We start from the raw sequence: 16534 nt of genomic DNA, 5'->3' as shown, positions 1-16534 counted from the left end.
TGACTTCCCCTTTCGATAGTGGCTGACAGATTCGCCAAATTCGTTTAGACCACGCTGACTTACAAATGTCGCTTCACCGTAGGTCTCGGGACGGGGAAGTCCCTTTCATTCATTCGGACACGGCCTCATCCCTAACCACACCTTGATGTCAGTCTGGCTCCGAAGTGTTGCTCAGTCCGTGTCTGAATGTCAGACCTGACACCAGGGTGGTTACGGATGAACTTGTGTCCGAATGTCAGACCTGACACCGGCGTGACACCGGCGTGGATGCCGCCGGCCGCGCCTGCGCGCTCAGCTCAATTGCGGCCCTTGACCCGGCGGTTGACCAGGTACTCGCCCAGCGGCGCGTCGCTGTCGCACGGGATGCTGGCGTTGTTCGCCGCTTCCTGCAAGCGGTTGGCCTGGCCCGGATTGCGCGTTACGCCGTCGCCATGCCGCAGCGCCTGCGCGTAGCGGCAGCGCCCCGCCGGGTGACCGGCATCGGCCGCCGCCTTGTACAACTCCGCCGCCCCCGCCTTGCTGGCGCGCACGCCCCAGCCTTTGAACGTCATGTCGGCCAAGTTGACCGTACCCTGCATGTTGCCCGCGTCGTGCGCCTGCTTGAACATGGCGAGCGCCTTTTTCTGGTCTTTTGGCACACCTTCGCCGAAGCGATACGCGGCGCCAAGCTTGTTCAAGGACATCGGTTCGCCTTGCTTGGCCGCACGCTGGTACAGCGCCAGCGCCTTGCGTTTGTCGGCTTTTACGCCGTACCCGTTGCTGTAGATCAGGGCCAGGTTGTACTGGGCCTCGGCATCGCTGCCGGCGGCGGCCTGCTCGAGCCACTGGCGCGCCTTGGCGAAGTCGCGATCCTTGTTATCTTGCAGGTACATCTTGCCCAGCTCGGACTGGGCCGAGACCAGCGCCCCCGCCCCGCTGCCGGCCTCGGCAAACAGCGTCCTCGCCGCCGCTTCATCCTGCGGCACGCCCAAGCCGCCCGCAAGCGCCATCCCGGCGTTGAACGCACAGCGCTTTTCGCCCAGCGCCGCGCATTGGCGCCAGTACAGCAGGGCCTTGGGGACATCCTTGGCCACGCCATCGCCCTTGTTGTAGCGCTGCGCCAGCTGGAACTGGGCTTCGGGATAGTTGCCGTCGGCCGCCTTTTGCAGCCATGCCAGCGCCCTGGCCACGTTCGGCGCGCCCGTGTCGCCGTCGCTTTCCATCACGCTGATGTTGAACTGCGACTCGGCATAGCCCTGCTCGGCGATCCCCAGCCATTCGGAGTACGCCAGCGCCTTGTTCCCCGCCTGATACGCCTTGAACGCGCGCTCGCGCCGCGCCTCGCCTTCCGTGGTCAGTTTTCCGTTGGCGACCAGGCTGCCGGGTGCCGCGCCGCTGCCGCCCGCCGCCGCATCGGCGGTGCCGGTTTCCTGCGTGACGCAAGCGGAAAGCAGTACCAGGGCGATCAGGCCGCTCGCGCAGCGGCTGGTGAGGGTGTTCATAGTCAAATTCCTGCTCTTTGTGCTGGGTAGTCGGAAACTCGCGCGCCCGCTGCGCGCCAGTCGAAATAGTGTTTGTGCAACAGAGCGGTATTTTTACATCAGTGCTCACGGAAATGTTGGCTAAATTCAATGTTTTACGCAAAATAGCGGCGCTTGTGCGCCCGCAGCCGGCCGGAAGCGCCGCCTCCGTTCCAAATCAACAACACAATAAACGCTTGACATTTCACAAACGCCGCCCTAAGCTTGCGGCCATGAACTCAATGGACATCCTCTTTTTTACCTTCGCCCTCCCCGGCACGTTGCCACAACGTCCCGGGCCGCGATAGTGCGCCCTTGATTCGCTCGTAACGAGCACCCATCACAAAGGCCCACTCCGGGCCTTTTTTGTTTTTGGAATGTCGCTTTTCCCCATTTATCAGTTGCTTAGGAGCATATATATCATGAAGTCAGCCGACGAAGAACGCGCGCGGGATCACTGAACAAGGGTGGTCGCATGGCTCCCGCGGCGCTTGTCTCAAAGACAATCCACGACCGCCCGCTATGTTTAGAAAGCACCATCATGACTGCGACAGTCCTTCGCGCCAACTCGCGCAACTTCGGTATCATTGCCCACATCGACGCTGGCAAAACCACCCTGTCCGAACGCATCCTTCTTAAAACCGGCGAAATCCACCGCTCCGGCGAAGTCCATGAAGGCACCGCCACCATGGACAGCATGGACCTGGAAAAAGAACGCGGCATCACCATCGGCGCGGCCGCGACCCGCGTTTCCTGGAACGAACACGCCTTCACCTTGATCGACACGCCCGGCCACATCGACTTCGCCATCGAAGTCGAACGTTCGCTGCGCGTGCTCGACGGCGCCGTGACGGTGCTGTGCGGCGTGGCCGGCATCCAGCCCCAGACCGAAACCGTCTGGCGCCAGGCCCAAAAGCACGGCGTGCCGACCATCGTGTTCGTCAACAAGATGGACCGCGCCGGTGCCGATTTTGAGCGCGTGGTCGGTCAGATCGGCACGCGCCTGAACGCCCTGGCCGTGCCGCTGACCATTCCGGTCGGCGCCGGCGACGCCTTCGAAGGCGTCATCGACGTGCTCGGCCAGCGTTTCCTGGCGTGGAATGCGGCCGGGCTGATGACCGCAAGCGCCCTGCCCGCGCAGCTGCAAGCGCAGGCAGCCGCCGCCTACGCCCATGCCGCAGCGGTCGCGGCCGATGCCAGCGACGCGCTCACGCTCGCCTTCCTGGCCGACGATACCCTGTCGCCGGCGCAGGTGCGTGCCGGGCTGCGCGCCATGACCCTGGCGCGGCGCGCGGTGCCGGTGCTGTCCGGTTCGGCGTACCGCAATGCCGGCATCGAACCGCTGCTCGACGCTGTCGTCGACTGGCTGCCTTCGCCGGACGAGCGCGCCGCTCCCATGGCGCGGTTGGACGATGCCAAGGTGACGGTCGGCACCGGCGACGCCGATCCGCTGGCGGCGCTGGTGTTCAAGGTGGTGCACGACGACCACGGTTCGCTGGCGTATGTGCGCCTGTACGGCGGCACCCTGCGCGAAGGCGACCTGGTGTGGAACGCGTCGCTCGGCGCGAGCGTGCGCGTGGGTCGCCTGTATGTGATCCATGCGGACCGCCGCACCGGCGTGGCCCAGGCCGAAGCTGGCAGCATCATCGCCATCGCCGGCCTGAAAGAGGCGCTCACCGGGCATACCCTGTCGACCAGGGCGGTTCCGCTGGTGCTCGAAACCATCCACGCCGGCGAACCGGTGGTGGCGCTGGCGATCGAGCCCGGCAAGGGCGGCGAGCGTGGCAAGATGCTGGCCGCGCTCGACCGCTTCCGCCGCGAGGATCCGTCCCTGCGCCTGGAAAGCGATCCGCTCAGCGGCGAAACGGTGCTGTGGGGCATGGGCGAGCTGCATCTGGAGGTGGTGCTGGAACGTGTGCGCCGCGAAACCGGCGTGGAAGTGACGGTCGGTGCGCCCCAGGTTGCCTACCGCGAAACCATTGCCGGACCGGCCGTGGAACTGGAAGGCAAAGTGTCGAAGCAAAACGGCGGCAGCGGGCAGTATGCACGGGTCGTGTTGCGGGTGGAGCCGTTCGAGGGTGTGTTTGCCTTCGAGAATGCAATCAAGGGCGGTGTGGTGCCTGCGAACTTCATTCCGGCCATCGAAAAAGGCGTGCGGCATGCGCTGGCGCAAGGTCCCCTTGGCTACCCGGTCACGGGCGTCAGGGTGACCCTGCTCGATGGCGACTACCACACGGTCGACAGCAACGACATGGCGTTCATGGTCGCGGCCAAGGAAGGCACCTTGGCCGGGCTCAAGCGAGCCCATCCGCTGATGCTGGAACCGGTCATGACGGTCAGCGTCGATGCGCCGGCCGTGAATGCGGGCGATGTCATCGGCGACCTGCAGCGCCGCGGCGGCAAGGTGCTCGGCATCGAAGAGCAGACGGGCCGTGTGGAAGTCGTTGCCGACGTGCCGCTGGCCAGGCTGTTCGGTCACACGACCAGTTTGCGTTCGCTCTCGCAAGGACGGGCCTTCGCCAGCGCGGTGTATGCAAGGCACGCGCCGTGCATGCAGCAGCGCGCCGAGGCCATGGCAGCGTAACGATGTAGTCAAGTAAGCCGGGGCCGGAAAGCGATTTCCGGCCCTTTTTCATGTGTTTCATTCGAGGAGATCGCGATGGAGATCGCATTGATGACGAACGGTGGACGCAGCGTCGAGCGGTGTGCGTGCGCCAGAACGGACCCCCGGGCCGGTGCGGCGTGATCGAACTGATTCTCGAACCGGCCACTTGGCGCTACGCGGCGTGCACGCTCAGCTGGGAAGTGACGGAGTCGCAAGTTCCCCCGCGCCGGCGCAGCCCTCACCCGGCCTGTCAAAAACATATTGAGCAATGTTGCCAATACTGGTAAGGTAATCGCCTGAGCATTGATTCTCATCAATGCTGCTGGGCGCCGCGTCCATGCAAACACCATTCCGGAATAGCTCAATGGCAGAGCACTTGGCTTGAGACTAAGTAGGTGCTGGTTCGATTCCAGCTTCTGGACCCAACACTTCATGTCATTGGATACCACGTGGATAACGACGATACCGGCGCAAGCCGGTTCCGCATTGCGCCCGGCTATGCGGCCTTGCAACTGGCTGCCGCCTTGCGCACCGCCAGCGACCATCCCGACCCGCAGATCCGCGCCCGCGCCGAGAACAAGCTGCGGCAATGGGAACAGATCATGGTGGGCATGTCCACCGGAGCGCTCACGGTCGGCTCGCGTACGCCTTTGGACGGCGCCCCGGCCTGGGTCACGCCCGAAGTCGCCAAGGGCGGCTTTGCGACCGGCGACTTCAAAGCCGGCGGCCCCCTGCAGGGCCATGAACTGGCCGCGCTCGCCGCTGCCGGCATCGCGCCCGCGCCCGACGCGCGCCGCTGGCTCAACGCGCGCCTGCTGACCGACGACGGCCTGGCCAGCCTGTACGCCCTGCTCGACTCGGGCTGCTACGAGATCAACGCGCCGGAAGAAGGCGCCCTGCTGGTGGTCGCCTGGCTCACCCGGCACGGCAAGCCCGAGCAGGCGCGCGAGCTGCTGGACGCGATCGCGCCGTGGTTCGCCCACCTGCGCTTCTACCCGCTGCCGGCCGCGCAGCCGCGCCGCTTCGGCGAACGCGTGTTCCTCAGGCCCGTGCGCGACGCGGTCGGGGCCCTGCAACAACGCCGGCGCGCGGTCAACCTGCGCATCATGGCGCAGCGCGAGGCCGTGCGCGTGCACCTGCCGCTGTACGACCGCGTGGTGCGGCTGTTCCTCGACAGCGTCGACGGCGCGCCGCCGTCCATCGATATCGGCGCCGACGGCGCATGGCGCGACCCGGCGACCGGCAAATTCCGCATCGCCGGCGGCTGGCCGTGCCGCCTTTACCCTGACGGATGGCGCGAACGTGGAGAGGCGCTGCTGCGCGAATGGCAAGCGCACGGCGCGGCGGCGCGCAAGGACGACAGCATGGCGCAGCTGTTCGGCTACCTGCACCTGTGCGTCACCGAACCGGCCGCGCTGAGCGGGCGCGATGTGGGCCGGATCCGCCTGATCCTGGGCCGCTACGCCAGCAAGCGTGGCTTGCCCGGCTCGGCGCAACTGGCGGCGCTGCGCAGCGAACAGGCCAGGCAGGTCGAGGAGATACCGCACCACCTGCTGGCCGGCGTGCTGGCCGAGCGCCTGGGCGCTTATCCGCAGGACGGCGGCCTGGAAGACCCGGCGCCGCTCGGCGTGCCGGTCAGTGCCGCCGAGGCGCGCAGCCTGGGCGAAGCCGCCGGCGCGCCCATACCCGCCGTCTTGCTGGCCAAGCTCGATCGATGCGGCATCGACACCGTGGCCGTGCTGGTCGAGCGCGGCGTCATCGCGTCCGCCGAAGTGCTGGCGCAGGTGCTGCCGCAGCTGAGCGCCGCCATCAACGCCGCGGCGATCACGGAAGCGTCGCTCAAGCAGCTGTACGGCGCCGTGTACCAGGCCTTCCGCCGGCGCCGTTCGCTGCTGCTGCAAAACCTGCAAAGCCAGGTGCGGCTGGGTGAATTGCCGTGGGTTGCCGCCATCAACGCGCAGCGCGAGCAAGGCCTGGCGCCGCGTACGCTGGCGCGCCGCACGCTCGACGAGCTGACCTTGCTGACACTGACCTCATTCCCGCAGACGGCCATTCCCAACCCGCTGATTCAGGAACTGAACACCCTGGCCGGCAATGCGGCGCTGGACCTGCCGCTGGTGGAGGAACTGGCCGCCGACATCTTCATGGGCATGTTCGCGCACAAATTCACCAAGGTCGCGGCGCACGCCACCGCCATGCTCGACGGCAGCCTGTACAGCCGTTACTACGGCATCGGCGAACATGAGCGCGACCAGTTGCGCGAACTGGCGCGGCAACGCGGCGCGAACGCCGCAAGCCCGGCGAGCGAACGCGGCCTGACCGGCCTGTGCGAAACGCGCGCGGGCGTGCGCTGCGGTCTCGGCACGGTCATCAACAACGCCATGATCATCGAACAGCAGCAGATTCTCACCACGCACAACCTGGCAGCCCTGGTGGCCAGGCTCGATCTGGACGGCCAATTGCAGCCCCACTACGAGCGCATGGCGCAGCAATGCTTCGCATGGATTTGCCGCAACCAGCAGAACGCGCTCAATGCGTGGCCGGGCGATCCGCGCGCGATCAGGAACGCCGCCTACGCGTGGCGCCAGATGGTGTTTTTCCTGTCGATGGCCCCGGCCAGCGCCGATTTCATCGCGTGGGCTCGCGCGCACCTGGCGCAAGAGTCGCCACGCTTGCAGCGGCGGCTTGCCCCCGCCCTGGCCGGACTGGAACTGGCCGCCGCCGGCCATGCGCTGGACGATCCCGCCAGCCAGGCAAATGGCGCACGCAGGCTGCTGGCGTACACGAACGGGCAGCACTGGATGGCGGCGGCGTAAATCAAGGCTGCTTGATCCTGGCCTTGACCACATCGATGCGTTCGAAATCGGCGGGCGGCCAATGCGGCTCGGTATACCCGCGCGACTGGAAATTGCGCACGAAGCGCCAGAACGGCAACAGCACCTGCGCGCGGCTGCCGCTCGTTTCAGCCACCGTGTGCACCCGCGCAGACTTGCTGTCGCTGTCGGGGGCGAAGTCGATCCTGAAGTGCACCCGGTCGCCGAGCGGCGTAAAGTACATGAAATACCCGTCCGGCTCCAGGTGCCACCACACCCGCGACGGCGTGCCGTACGTGGCCAGGTCGAGCGCGTCGAGCAGGTCGGCGACCGGGTTGTTCGGCACATCCGAGGTGTCGATCTCCACCACCTGCGCGCCGACCGTCAGGGTCACGCCCATCCAGCCGTTCCTGGGCGGCTGGCAAGTCATCCTGATGTCCAGCGCCGCGACGCCCGTCATAAGTAGCTCACCATATGCGCCTCGGTCGGCAGCGGCACTTCCCATTTGAACAGCATGCGCTCGATCGCCTTGTTGGGCAGGCTGGTGTCGCGCTGGTTGTTGCGCTTGAAGATGACCTGCGGCGGCTGCTCCAGGTACACCAGTTCGACCTCGGCATCGTAGGCATACAGCAGGTCGAGCGTCTTCTTGCGCATCTGCGCGCTCAGGTGGGTGGTGTTCCACACGAACGGCGTTTTCTCGCGCAGCATCTCCTTGGCGAAATCGACCGCCCGGTGCGCCACCGCGCCTTCGTTGGCGCCGTGGCGCAGCCCCAGTTCTTCGCGCGCGTCGTCGATCGAGACCACCGGCAGGCGTGCCCGGTTGGCGGCCACCCAATGGTTCTTGCCCGACGCCGGCAAGCCCGACATCACCGTCACGCGCGAGCCGGCGTTCTGGTGATGCACGAAGCCGGGCGCAATGCCGGCCCCGCGCATGTACGACAGGCGCGTGTGCGCATCGGCGAACGCCTTGGGCGTGCCGTAGCAGCCTTCGTCGCGCGCCATTTCGCGAAACAGCGCGATGTCGACCAGGCAGTCGTCCTTCTTCTCGTACCAGCGCCCTTCCATGTCGGCCTGCGCCATCGCCGACAGGAGGCGCAGGTCGAGTTCGTGCGACAGCTTGCGGATCAGGAACTCGGCCGACTGGCCGTTCTTGTTCCCGCCCAGCGCGAAGAACGGCAGCTGGTGCACGGTGATGATGCGGCAAATGTGCTCGCGCAGCGCGAACGGCACGCCCGCATGCCAGCACAGGATGCGCGCATCGATCGCCCCGCGCTTCGAGTGGCCCGGCTGGCCGATGCGCCCGCTCTCCGGGTCGATCACCGTGGTGGCCGGCTTGGCGATATCGTGCAGCAGCGCCGCATAGAACAGGATGAAGCGTTCGTCGGTGCTGCCGTCGACGTATTCGCCGCCGCGCATCAGGGCCTCGATCACCATGCGCGTGTGGATCCAGACGTCGCCTTCGGCGTGGTAGTACGGGTCCTGCGGCGTCGATGCCAGCAGCACCAGCTCGGGAATCGCGTGCAGGAACCAGGCCCAGTCGGGCGCCTGGCCGGGCGCGGGCACGTGCGCGGCCATGGCTTTGTAGGTGAGTTTGTCCATCATGCGGCTCCTTCGGTGACCAGGCCCAGGTCTTCCCATGTCGTCGTCAGGCGCGGTGCGTAAATGTCGACCCCGGGCGCCAGCTGGTTCGGCACGTAGGGCTGCTGCGAGTGGTGCATCTTCGAGTCCAGGATCGCCTGCACGAAGTCGCTGCGCACCCATTTGTAGCGCGCCGCGACCACGCCGTCGTCCTCGACCTTGATGTACAGGCCTTCGGCCAGGTCGGACTTGTCGGCCTGGGTCCAGCATTTGGCCAGGTCCAGTCCTTCGCGTTCGACCGTCGCTTCGAAGTCGTGGCGCCAGCGCTCGGTCTTGGCCAGCGAAAAACGGATCAGCGCTTTCAGGTCGGCCAGCCGTGGCGGCGCAATGCCGGCGTACAGCACCGGCACCGCCAGCACCGGCGCCTCGCCCAGCAGGACTGCGCGCGCGGCGGTCGACAGGAACACCTGTTTATCGCGGTCGTAGATGTCGAACTCGCAGAACAGGTGCGGCAGGTGGTTGTAGAAGACGCTGTGCTTCTTGCCCATCCACTCGCCGTACATGACGTAGCGGTCGCCCAGGCGTTCGACCAGCGCGCCCTCGTGGGCGGCGGCCCAGCGCTTGAAGATGCTGAACTGGCGCTCGCGCCCGCCGCCGGCCAGGTAGTGGCCGCGGCTTTGCAGCAGCAGTTCGCCGCCTTCGGAAAAGCTCAGGCCCGCATTGGCGCCGTCGAGTTTTTCTTCGACCACGATGGTGTGGCCGGCCAGCGCGGCATAGGCCGCGCGCGGATCGTTGCGTTTGTTCGGTTTGTCGAAACCGTCGTCGCCCTGTTGCAGCTGCGAGCCTTCCAGGTGGCGGGTGGACGGGTATTTATGTAATTCCAGATTGTGAACGAAGTTCGTCATGATGCGCTCCATGGTATAGATTGGAGCTGACGACAAGGGAGAACTACACACGACGGCGAAGGTCGTGGGAAAGCGGCATGCACAGCCTGCCGGTCGCTGGTTAAAGCAACGCCGGGAAGGTCAATCCGATATCGTCAGCAGATAGATTGGCTGTGGTCAGGCACGTCAGGTTCTCGATTCAGCAGTGAGTTGTCTTGCGAAGGCGCAGAGTCTAACCCGCCTTTTGCAAGTATGTAAAGAACAATTTGAACACGCGGCGCCGGCCATCGCGCGTGCGCGCCGCGCCGGTGCCGCGCGTGCTCAGTGCTGGTAGGCGCCGATGTCGAAGCCCGAAAACACATTGCGCGGACGGCCATTGAAGTCGGTCGCGGCGGCATGCTGCGGCGTGGCGCGTCCGATCGCCGGCGAGCTGGCGCTCAGGCTAAAGTCCGGCAAGGCCGCGCTGGTGTCGCCAGCGAACAGCGGCGCCGAACTGACCGTGCCGCTGTGCGTCAGGCCGTTCTTCAGGCGGAAATCGTAGGTGCTGTTTTTGTAGACCAGGTTGTTCCGGTAGCTGTTGTTGCGGCCCGTGCGGCCCTGCTCCGAAATGCCCATCTTGTTATCGTAGACGATGTTGTTGTACACCGCGGTGCGGTCGTTCGGGCCGGACGTGTGATAAAAGTCGCCGCCGCCGACGACGATGCCGGTGTTCGAACCGGTTACCGTGTTATTGGAGACGACCACCTCGCGCGCGTCGTGCCACAGGTGGATGCCCGCTTCGGCCACCCGGTACACGACGTTGTTCTTCACGCTGCCGGTGGTGCTCACGTAAATGCCCTGCACGAAGCGGCAGCCGGCCGGGCCGATGTCGTGCACCAGGTTGGCGATGACGTGCGACTGCACGCCGCGGTAGTAGCCGTCCACGCCGATGGCGGCGCCGCCGGCGCTGTTGCAGGCGGCTTCCTGCGCGATGTGGTGCACATGGTTGCTGCGGATGGTGTCGTGCGAGCCGCCGTTGTAAATGCCGCTGGTCCAGCGCGTGCCGCCGCGATGCGTGCCGCCGTCGATATCGAAGCCGACGATGTCGACGTAGTCGCCGCGGTTGTCCCAGGCGTTCTTGCTGGCCGAGCGCGCCGGCCGCACGATCCGCGCGCCCCAGCGCGTGCTGGAGACCCAGGCGATGCGCGCGCCGGCGCGGCCGCTGGCGGTGGTCTTGATGCCGCCGCTGTAGGTGCCCGGCGCGACGTACACGGTCACGCCCGGCGCCACCGCGCGCGCGGCCCGCGCCAGCGTACGGAAGGGCCGCGTGGCGCTGCCGGGATTGTCGTCGTGCCCTTGCGGCGAGACATACAGCGCGGCGCCGGCGGCGGCGTGCGCCTGTTCGTCGCCGTCCGGCGCCGCCGCATAGCCGGCCAGGGCGAACGCTTGCGGCGCCACGTCGGACAGCTGCGCGGCCTCGGGACTGGCGGCCGCGAGACTGTCGGCGTCGTCCGGCCCGCCGGCGCTGGCGGGGTCGGGCGGCCCGGCCTGCTGCGGGACGGTGGCGCCAACTGCGGTTTGGGCCTGGGGCGGCGCACGCTGCTCGTCCGCGCCGCCACCGCAGGCAATCAATAACAACGCGAAACTGCTGCAGGCAAGTGTCACGGCGCGATGCTCCAAAGTGATCAGGGTAATCTTACTCATTCGACGTTCCTCTTCCAAAAGCGTGCATGGCTTGGTTTGAGGCTGCTCAATAAGCAAGGTTCGGCATTGTTACGAATTTTTTTTTAGCAATATCCAGCGGCAATTTCGCCGCCTGAGTCGCGTCCTGCTTGCCGTTCCGGCATCGTTTTGGATTATCGCAACAACTTCGGCGCTAAACGCGCGCGCAATATTGCCAAACGAATACGGCAAGAGTGTGCCGAATAGACAGTACCCGGACAAGTGCGTATGCTTTCAGGAAAGGCGGGCCCGTCCGGGAGACGCCGCGGCATCCGATTCTACCGACAGGAGCGCGTCCCGACTTGAACGTCCACGCCACATCAGTCCGTCGCCACAGGCGCGCCTCCGGGCGCCATCTCCGTTTGCCATCAGCGGAGCGGCGATGACAGCCATGGCCCAACCCGACCGGGCGCAGCGGCGCCGCTGGCTGGCGCCATTGATCGCCGCGCTGTACCTGTTCGCCGGCGCGGCGCTGGCGGCGACGGCGGCGCCGGACCGCTGGGAAAAGCTGGCCACCCCCTTGTTCGAGCACATTGGCCTGGACCAGGGCTTGCCGCATCCGGTGGCGATGGCGCTGGCGCAGGACGGCGACGGCTTTATCTGGATCGGCACCCAGCGCGGCCTGGCGCGCTGGGACGGCTACCGCATGCTCTCCTTCGTGCACAACGCCGCCGACCAGTACTCGATTCCCGCCGATTTCATCCAGGCGCTGCACGTGGACCGGCGCGGGCGCCTGTGGATCGGCACCGCCACCGGCGGACTGGCCATGTACGACAAGATGCACGAGCGCTTCATCCGCTTTCCGGCCGGGGCGGCCGGCCTGGCCGATGCCGCCATCAACGCCATTGCCAGCGACGGCATGGGCGGGGTCTGGGTCGGCACGCCGCAGGGCCTCGACTATGTCGACCCGGCGCGCGCCTCCGTGCGCCACTACCGTCTTGACCCCGGCGTGGCGGGCGCTCTTCCGGACGCCCGCGTGCGCGCGCTGCACCTGGACCGCAAGGGCAATCTGTGGATCGGCACCAGCAGCGGCCTGGCGCGGCGCGACGCCGCCAGCGGGCGCTTCGAAGCGGTCGCGGTGGGCGACGACGGCCCTGACGGCGCATGGCGCGACGCGGTGCTCTCGTTCGGCGAAAACAGCCGCGGCCAGATCGCTTTCGGCACCCTGAAAAGCGGGATCGGCGTGATCGATCCCGGCGCCGCGCGGGCACGCCTGATGACGCTCGACGGCGTCAAGGACGCCCACGCCAACATGGTGCTGGCCATTGCCGAGATCGTGCCGGGGCGCTGGTGGGCCAGCACCTACGGCGGCGGCATCATCGACATCGACGCCGCCAGCGCGCGCGCGCGCCGCATCGTGCACCAGGCGGCGGTGCCGGCCAGCCTGGCCAACGACCGCGCCGCCGCCCTGCTGCGCGACCGCAGTGGCCTGATCTGGGTCAGCAACGAACGCAGCGTCGATTTTCACGACCCCAACAACCGCGCCGTGGCCGCCGTCTTCGGCGCCCAGGGCTTGCCGGAAGCGGCCGTCAGTGCCCTGATGACCGACTCCGGCGGGCGCGTCTGGCTCGGCCTGGCCGACCAGGGCGTGGACCTGGTCGACGCCGACGGCACCCGCAGCGCCGCCCTGCGCCCCGACCCGTCGCGCCTCGACAGCGCCCTGCCCAACCGCATGCTGCTGGCGATGGCCGAAGCCAGCCCGCAGGAAGCCTGGATCGGCACCCAACTGGGCCTGTACCGCACCTCGGACCACGGCCGCAGCGTGGCGCGCATCGCGCTGCCGCAGGCGAACGCCTATCCGCGCATCGGCACCATCGTCCCGCAGGCCGGCCAACTGTGGCTCGGCACCTTCGAAGGCTTGCTGCGCTACGACCCGGCCGCCAATACACTGTCCACCTACACCAGCGGCCCGGGCGGGCTGACCGACAACCGCATCCAGGCCCTGATGGCGGACCCCGGCGGCGCGCTCTGGATCGGCACCCGCAACGGCTTGAACCGGCTCGACCCGGCCAGCGGCAAGATCGAGCAGATCCTCGCCAATCCGAGCAACGAGAGCGCCCTGTCCGACCCGGTGATCAGCGCCCTGGCCATGGATGGACGCGGGCGGCTGTGGGTGGCCACCCACGGCGGCGGCATCAATGTGCTGGAAATGCGCACGCCGCTCGGCGCGCCCGTGTTCCGGCGCCTGGGCCTCGCCGACGGCCTGCCCAGCAGCGCGGTGTCGGCCCTGCGCCTGGACCGCAGCGCGCGCATGTGGGCCGCCACCGGCAACGGCATCGCCGTCATCGACAGCGGCAGCCTGAAGGCGCGTGCGCTGGCGCGCGCCGAGGGCCTGGGCTTTCCCACCTACTTCATCGGCGCGGCCGCCGCCACGCCCGAAAACGACCTGCTGTTCGGCGCCACCGGCGGGCTGACCGTGGTACACCCGGAACGCCTGGGCAACTGGGAATACCGCCCGCCGCTGGCGATCAGTTCCCTGCGCACCGACGGCCATCCGGTGGCGGGCGCGCAGGTGCTGGCGCAGCGCGACAGCCGCCTGATCCTGCCGCCCGGGATCAAGGGCTTCGAGATCGAAGTGGCGGCCCTCGATTTTTCGGATGCGAAGCGCAACCGCTACGCGTTCCTGCTGGAAGGCTACGACCAGGCCTGGGTCGAGAACGACGCCAACCGCCGGGTGGCGGCGTACAGCAACCTGGCTCCGGGCGCCTACCGCCTGCGCGTGCGCGGCGCCAACCGCGACGGCGTCTGGGCCGACGAAGAACTGTCGATCCGGGTGCGCGTGCTGCCGGCCTGGCACCAGACCTGGTGGGCCTACCTGGCGTATGCGCTGGCGGCGATGGCGGCCATGTACGGGCTGTACCGCTGGCGTATCCGCCAATTGGAGCGCAGCCGCGCGGCGCTGCAGGCGCTGGTGTATTCGCGCACCCAGCACCTGGAAAAACTCAACGCTATCGTCAAGTCGATCAACGAGCAGCTCGACTTCGACGCGCTGCTGCAAACCATCTTGCGCGAATCGATGTTCATCAAGGGCATCGACGCCGCCTGGGCGCTGGTGCGCGAGAGCGACACCGACACCCTGGCCGTGCGCGCGTCGTGGGAGCGCGACGGCGGCGTGCCGGTCGAAGAACGGATGGAGCTGCGCGAGGCCGAAGCGCGCTACGTCGACGCGGCCGAGATGATCACCACCGACATCTACCTGACCCGCACCGGCGCGAAGGCTGGCCAGGCGGCCCACGCCGGCCACGCGCAGCTGGCGGTGCGCATCTGCATCGAACAGCGCATCGAAGGCTTCCTGGTGTTTGAAAACCGCGCGCCGCAGGTGCCGCTGCAGGAGGGCGACCTGGAACTGCTCAAGGCGCTCAAGGAGCCGTTCGTGTCGGCCTTCCAGAAGGCCAATGCGCTGCGCCTGATCGAACAGGCGCGCGCCCGCGCCGAAGCGGCCACGCGCGCCAAGAGCGAATTCCTGGCCAATATCAGCCACGAGATCCGCACGCCGATGAACGCCATACTCGGCTTCGCGGGCCTGGGCACCCACCTCGACCTGGCGCCCAAGCCGCGCGACTACTTCCGCAAGATCGCCCGCGCCGGCAACAACCTGCTCGACATCATCAACGACATCCTCGATTTTTCCAAGATCGAAGCCGGTAAGCTCGAACTGGAAGTGGTGCCCTTCGACCTGCCCGACACGCTCACCAATATCGTCGACCTGTTCGCCTGGCGCGCCGCCGAAAAGGAACTCGAACTGGTGATCTGGGCCGCGCCCGACGTGCCGCAGATCCTGATGGGCGACCCGCTGCGGCTGGGCCAGGTGCTGATCAACCTGGTCGGCAACGCGCTCAAGTTCACCGCGCACGGCCACATCCAGCTGCGGGTGGAGCGCGCCAAGGACTGGCAAGGCGACGACAGCCAGGTGCGCCTGTGCTTCGCGGTCGAAGACTCGGGGGTCGGCATCAGCCCCGAACAGCAGGAGCGCCTGTTCCAGGCTTTTGCGCAGGCCGACGCCAGCACCACCCGCATCTACGGCGGCACCGGGCTGGGACTGGCGATTTCGCAGCAGCTGGTGCGCAAGATGGGCGGCGAGATCGGCGTCGACAGCGAACTTGGCGCCGGCAGCCGCTTCCACTTCACCATCACGCTCAACATGGCACCGGCGCAGGGCGCGGTGCGCCTGCAGGCCGGCGCCGGCGCGCGCGGCAAGAAGGTGCTGGTGGTGGACGACAGCGCGCCGACGCGCGAAATGCTCGAACTCCAGCTGCGCAGCTTCGGCTTTGACGCCAGCGCGGTCGGTTCGGGCGCGGCCGCCCTGTTCGCGCTGCAGCTCGACGCCTACGACCTGGTGCTGATGGACTGGAACATGCCCGACATGGACGGCCTGGAAACGGCGCGCCGCATCAAGGACGACCCGACCCTGGCCGCGATCCCGTCGATCATCATGGTCACCGCCTTTGCGCGCGATCATATCAAGGCGGCGGCCGAAGAAGCCGGGATCGGCGCCTTTCTGGTCAAGCCGGTGACCGCCTCGCAACTGCTCGACAGCGTGCTGCAGACCATGGGCTTCGACGCCGCCGTACCCTCGCCCGACGCCGCGCCGTTCCCGTCGCAGGCGGCCGAACGGATTCTGGGCGCGCGCGTGCTGGTGGTGGACGACAACCTGGTCAACCAGCAGGTGGCCAGCGAAATCCTGCGCCGCGCCGGCGTGCATGTGGACCTGGCCGGCAACGGGGTCGACGCGGTGCGCCTGGTCGACCAGGCCGCGTACGACGCGGTGCTGATGGATATCCAGATGCCGGAAATGGACGGCTACCAGGCCAGCGCGCGCATCCGCGCCAACCCGCGCCACGCCGACCTGCCGATCATCGCCATGACCGCGCACGCGGTGGCCGGCTACCGCGACAGCTGCCTGGCGATGGGCATGAACGACTACCTGTCCAAGCCGATCGAACCGGCCATCCTGTACACCGTGCTGGCCGAATGGATCCGGCCCGATCCGACCCGCGTGGCGGCGCCGGCCGCCCCCGAGCCGGCCCCAAGCGGCGAGGCGCCGCCGCACCTGCCCGGCATCGACGTCGCGGCCGCCATGGCGCGGCTGGGCCACAACGGACCGCTGCTCACGCGCCTGCTGGCCATGTTCGCCAAGGACTTCGCCACCAGCCGCGCCGCCATCGAACAGGCGCTCGGCAGCGGCGAGCTGGAACAGGCGGGGCTGCTGGTCCACAAGATCAAGGGCGCGGCCGGCAACCTGTCGGCGCAGAACCTGTACCGCGCCGCCGGCGAGCTGGAAGAATGCCTGATGGCGCGCGATGGCGCCGTCGCCGCGCAATTGTTACCGGGGTTTCTGGACCTGTTTAACGAAGTGATGGATGGCGCCAACAGCGACGAAAAAAACACATAGCTATGTTCACTAAAGCTTGATACTGATCAATAATTGTCCTACGATGGTTGGGTGCTTCTCCT

Annotated in this window: 8 protein-coding genes and 1 tRNA gene; 4 read left to right on the top strand and 5 right to left on the bottom strand. The window is 67.3% G+C overall.

Annotated features, from left to right (window positions below; translation table 11 throughout):
- Nucleotides 1-296: 296 nt before the first annotated feature.
- Nucleotides 297-1481 (bottom strand): tetratricopeptide repeat protein, encoded by a 1185-nt coding sequence (locus F2P45_RS30480; RefSeq protein ID WP_166881973.1) that lies wholly within the window; start codon nucleotides 1479-1481, stop codon nucleotides 297-299.
- Nucleotides 1482-2040: 559 nt separating this feature from the next.
- Here F2P45_RS30480 and fusA point away from each other — a divergent pair.
- The 3 genes from fusA to F2P45_RS30465 all read left to right on the top strand — a co-directional run bounded on the left by fusA (nucleotide 2041) and on the right by F2P45_RS30465 (nucleotide 6920).
- A complete protein-coding gene (gene fusA, locus F2P45_RS30475) occupies nucleotides 2041-4083 on the top strand; it encodes an elongation factor G (RefSeq protein ID WP_166881972.1) in 2043 nt (680 codons plus the stop codon).
- A 371-nt stretch (nucleotides 4084-4454) separates the two neighbouring features.
- Nucleotides 4455-4529 (top strand) — tRNA-Ser (locus F2P45_RS30470).
- A 24-nt stretch (nucleotides 4530-4553) separates the two neighbouring features.
- Nucleotides 4554-6920 carry a hypothetical protein gene (locus F2P45_RS30465; protein ID WP_166881971.1) on the top strand — a complete coding sequence of 789 codons (2367 nt, stop codon included), beginning with the start codon at nucleotides 4554-4556 and terminating at the stop codon, nucleotides 6918-6920.
- A 1-nt stretch (nucleotide 6921) separates the two neighbouring features.
- On the opposite strand, the gene F2P45_RS30460 is transcribed toward F2P45_RS30465, so the two are convergent.
- The 4 genes from F2P45_RS30460 to F2P45_RS30445 all read right to left on the bottom strand — a co-directional run bounded on the left by F2P45_RS30460 (nucleotide 6922) and on the right by F2P45_RS30445 (nucleotide 11062).
- A complete protein-coding gene (locus F2P45_RS30460; RefSeq protein ID WP_166881970.1) occupies nucleotides 6922-7377 on the bottom strand; it encodes a hypothetical protein in 456 nt (151 codons plus the stop codon).
- Nucleotides 7374-8519 (bottom strand): AAA family ATPase, encoded by a 1146-nt coding sequence (locus tag F2P45_RS30455; protein WP_370663336.1) that lies wholly within the window; start codon nucleotides 8517-8519, stop codon nucleotides 7374-7376. Before F2P45_RS30455 ends, F2P45_RS30460 begins: the two co-directional genes overlap by 4 nt.
- Nucleotides 8516-9400 (bottom strand): RNA ligase family protein, encoded by an 885-nt coding sequence (locus F2P45_RS30450; RefSeq protein WP_166881969.1) that lies wholly within the window; start codon nucleotides 9398-9400, stop codon nucleotides 8516-8518. The genes F2P45_RS30455 and F2P45_RS30450 overlap by 4 nt, the downstream gene beginning before the upstream one ends.
- Nucleotides 9401-9700: 300 nt before the next feature.
- Nucleotides 9701-11062: a DUF1565 domain-containing protein gene (locus tag F2P45_RS30445; protein ID WP_166881968.1), complete on the bottom strand. Its 1362-nt coding sequence runs from the start codon at nucleotides 11060-11062 to the stop codon at nucleotides 9701-9703.
- A gap of 400 nt (nucleotides 11063-11462) precedes the next feature.
- Between F2P45_RS30445 and F2P45_RS30440 the strand changes: the two genes are divergently transcribed.
- Nucleotides 11463-16472, top strand: a complete 5010-nt coding sequence (locus tag F2P45_RS30440; RefSeq protein WP_229505396.1) for a hybrid sensor histidine kinase/response regulator — start codon at nucleotides 11463-11465, stop codon at nucleotides 16470-16472.
- Nucleotides 16473-16534: the final 62 nt, after the last annotated feature.

This window comes from Massilia mucilaginosa (assembly GCF_011682145.1).
Taxonomy (GTDB): domain Bacteria; phylum Pseudomonadota; class Gammaproteobacteria; order Burkholderiales; family Burkholderiaceae_D; genus Telluria_A; species Telluria_A mucilaginosa.
The sequence above is the reverse complement of the archived record's forward strand: the minus strand, read 5'-3'. Positions and strand labels throughout refer to the sequence as shown.

Coding starts and splice junctions, on each gene's coding strand:
- F2P45_RS30460 (WP_166881970.1), bottom strand. CDS start 7,377: ATGACGGGCGTCGCGGCGCTGGACATCAGGATGACTTGCCAGCCGCCC.
- F2P45_RS30455 (WP_370663336.1), bottom strand. CDS start 8,519: ATGATGGACAAACTCACCTACAAAGCCATGGCCGCGCACGTGCCCGCG.
- F2P45_RS30440 (WP_229505396.1), top strand. CDS start 11,463: ATGACAGCCATGGCCCAACCCGACCGGGCGCAGCGGCGCCGCTGGCTG.
- F2P45_RS30445 (WP_166881968.1), bottom strand. CDS start 11,062: ATGAGTAAGATTACCCTGATCACTTTGGAGCATCGCGCCGTGACACTT.
- F2P45_RS30480 (WP_166881973.1), bottom strand. CDS start 1,481: ATGAACACCCTCACCAGCCGCTGCGCGAGCGGCCTGATCGCCCTGGTA.
- fusA (WP_166881972.1), top strand. CDS start 2,041: ATGACTGCGACAGTCCTTCGCGCCAACTCGCGCAACTTCGGTATCATT.
- F2P45_RS30450 (WP_166881969.1), bottom strand. CDS start 9,400: ATGACGAACTTCGTTCACAATCTGGAATTACATAAATACCCGTCCACC.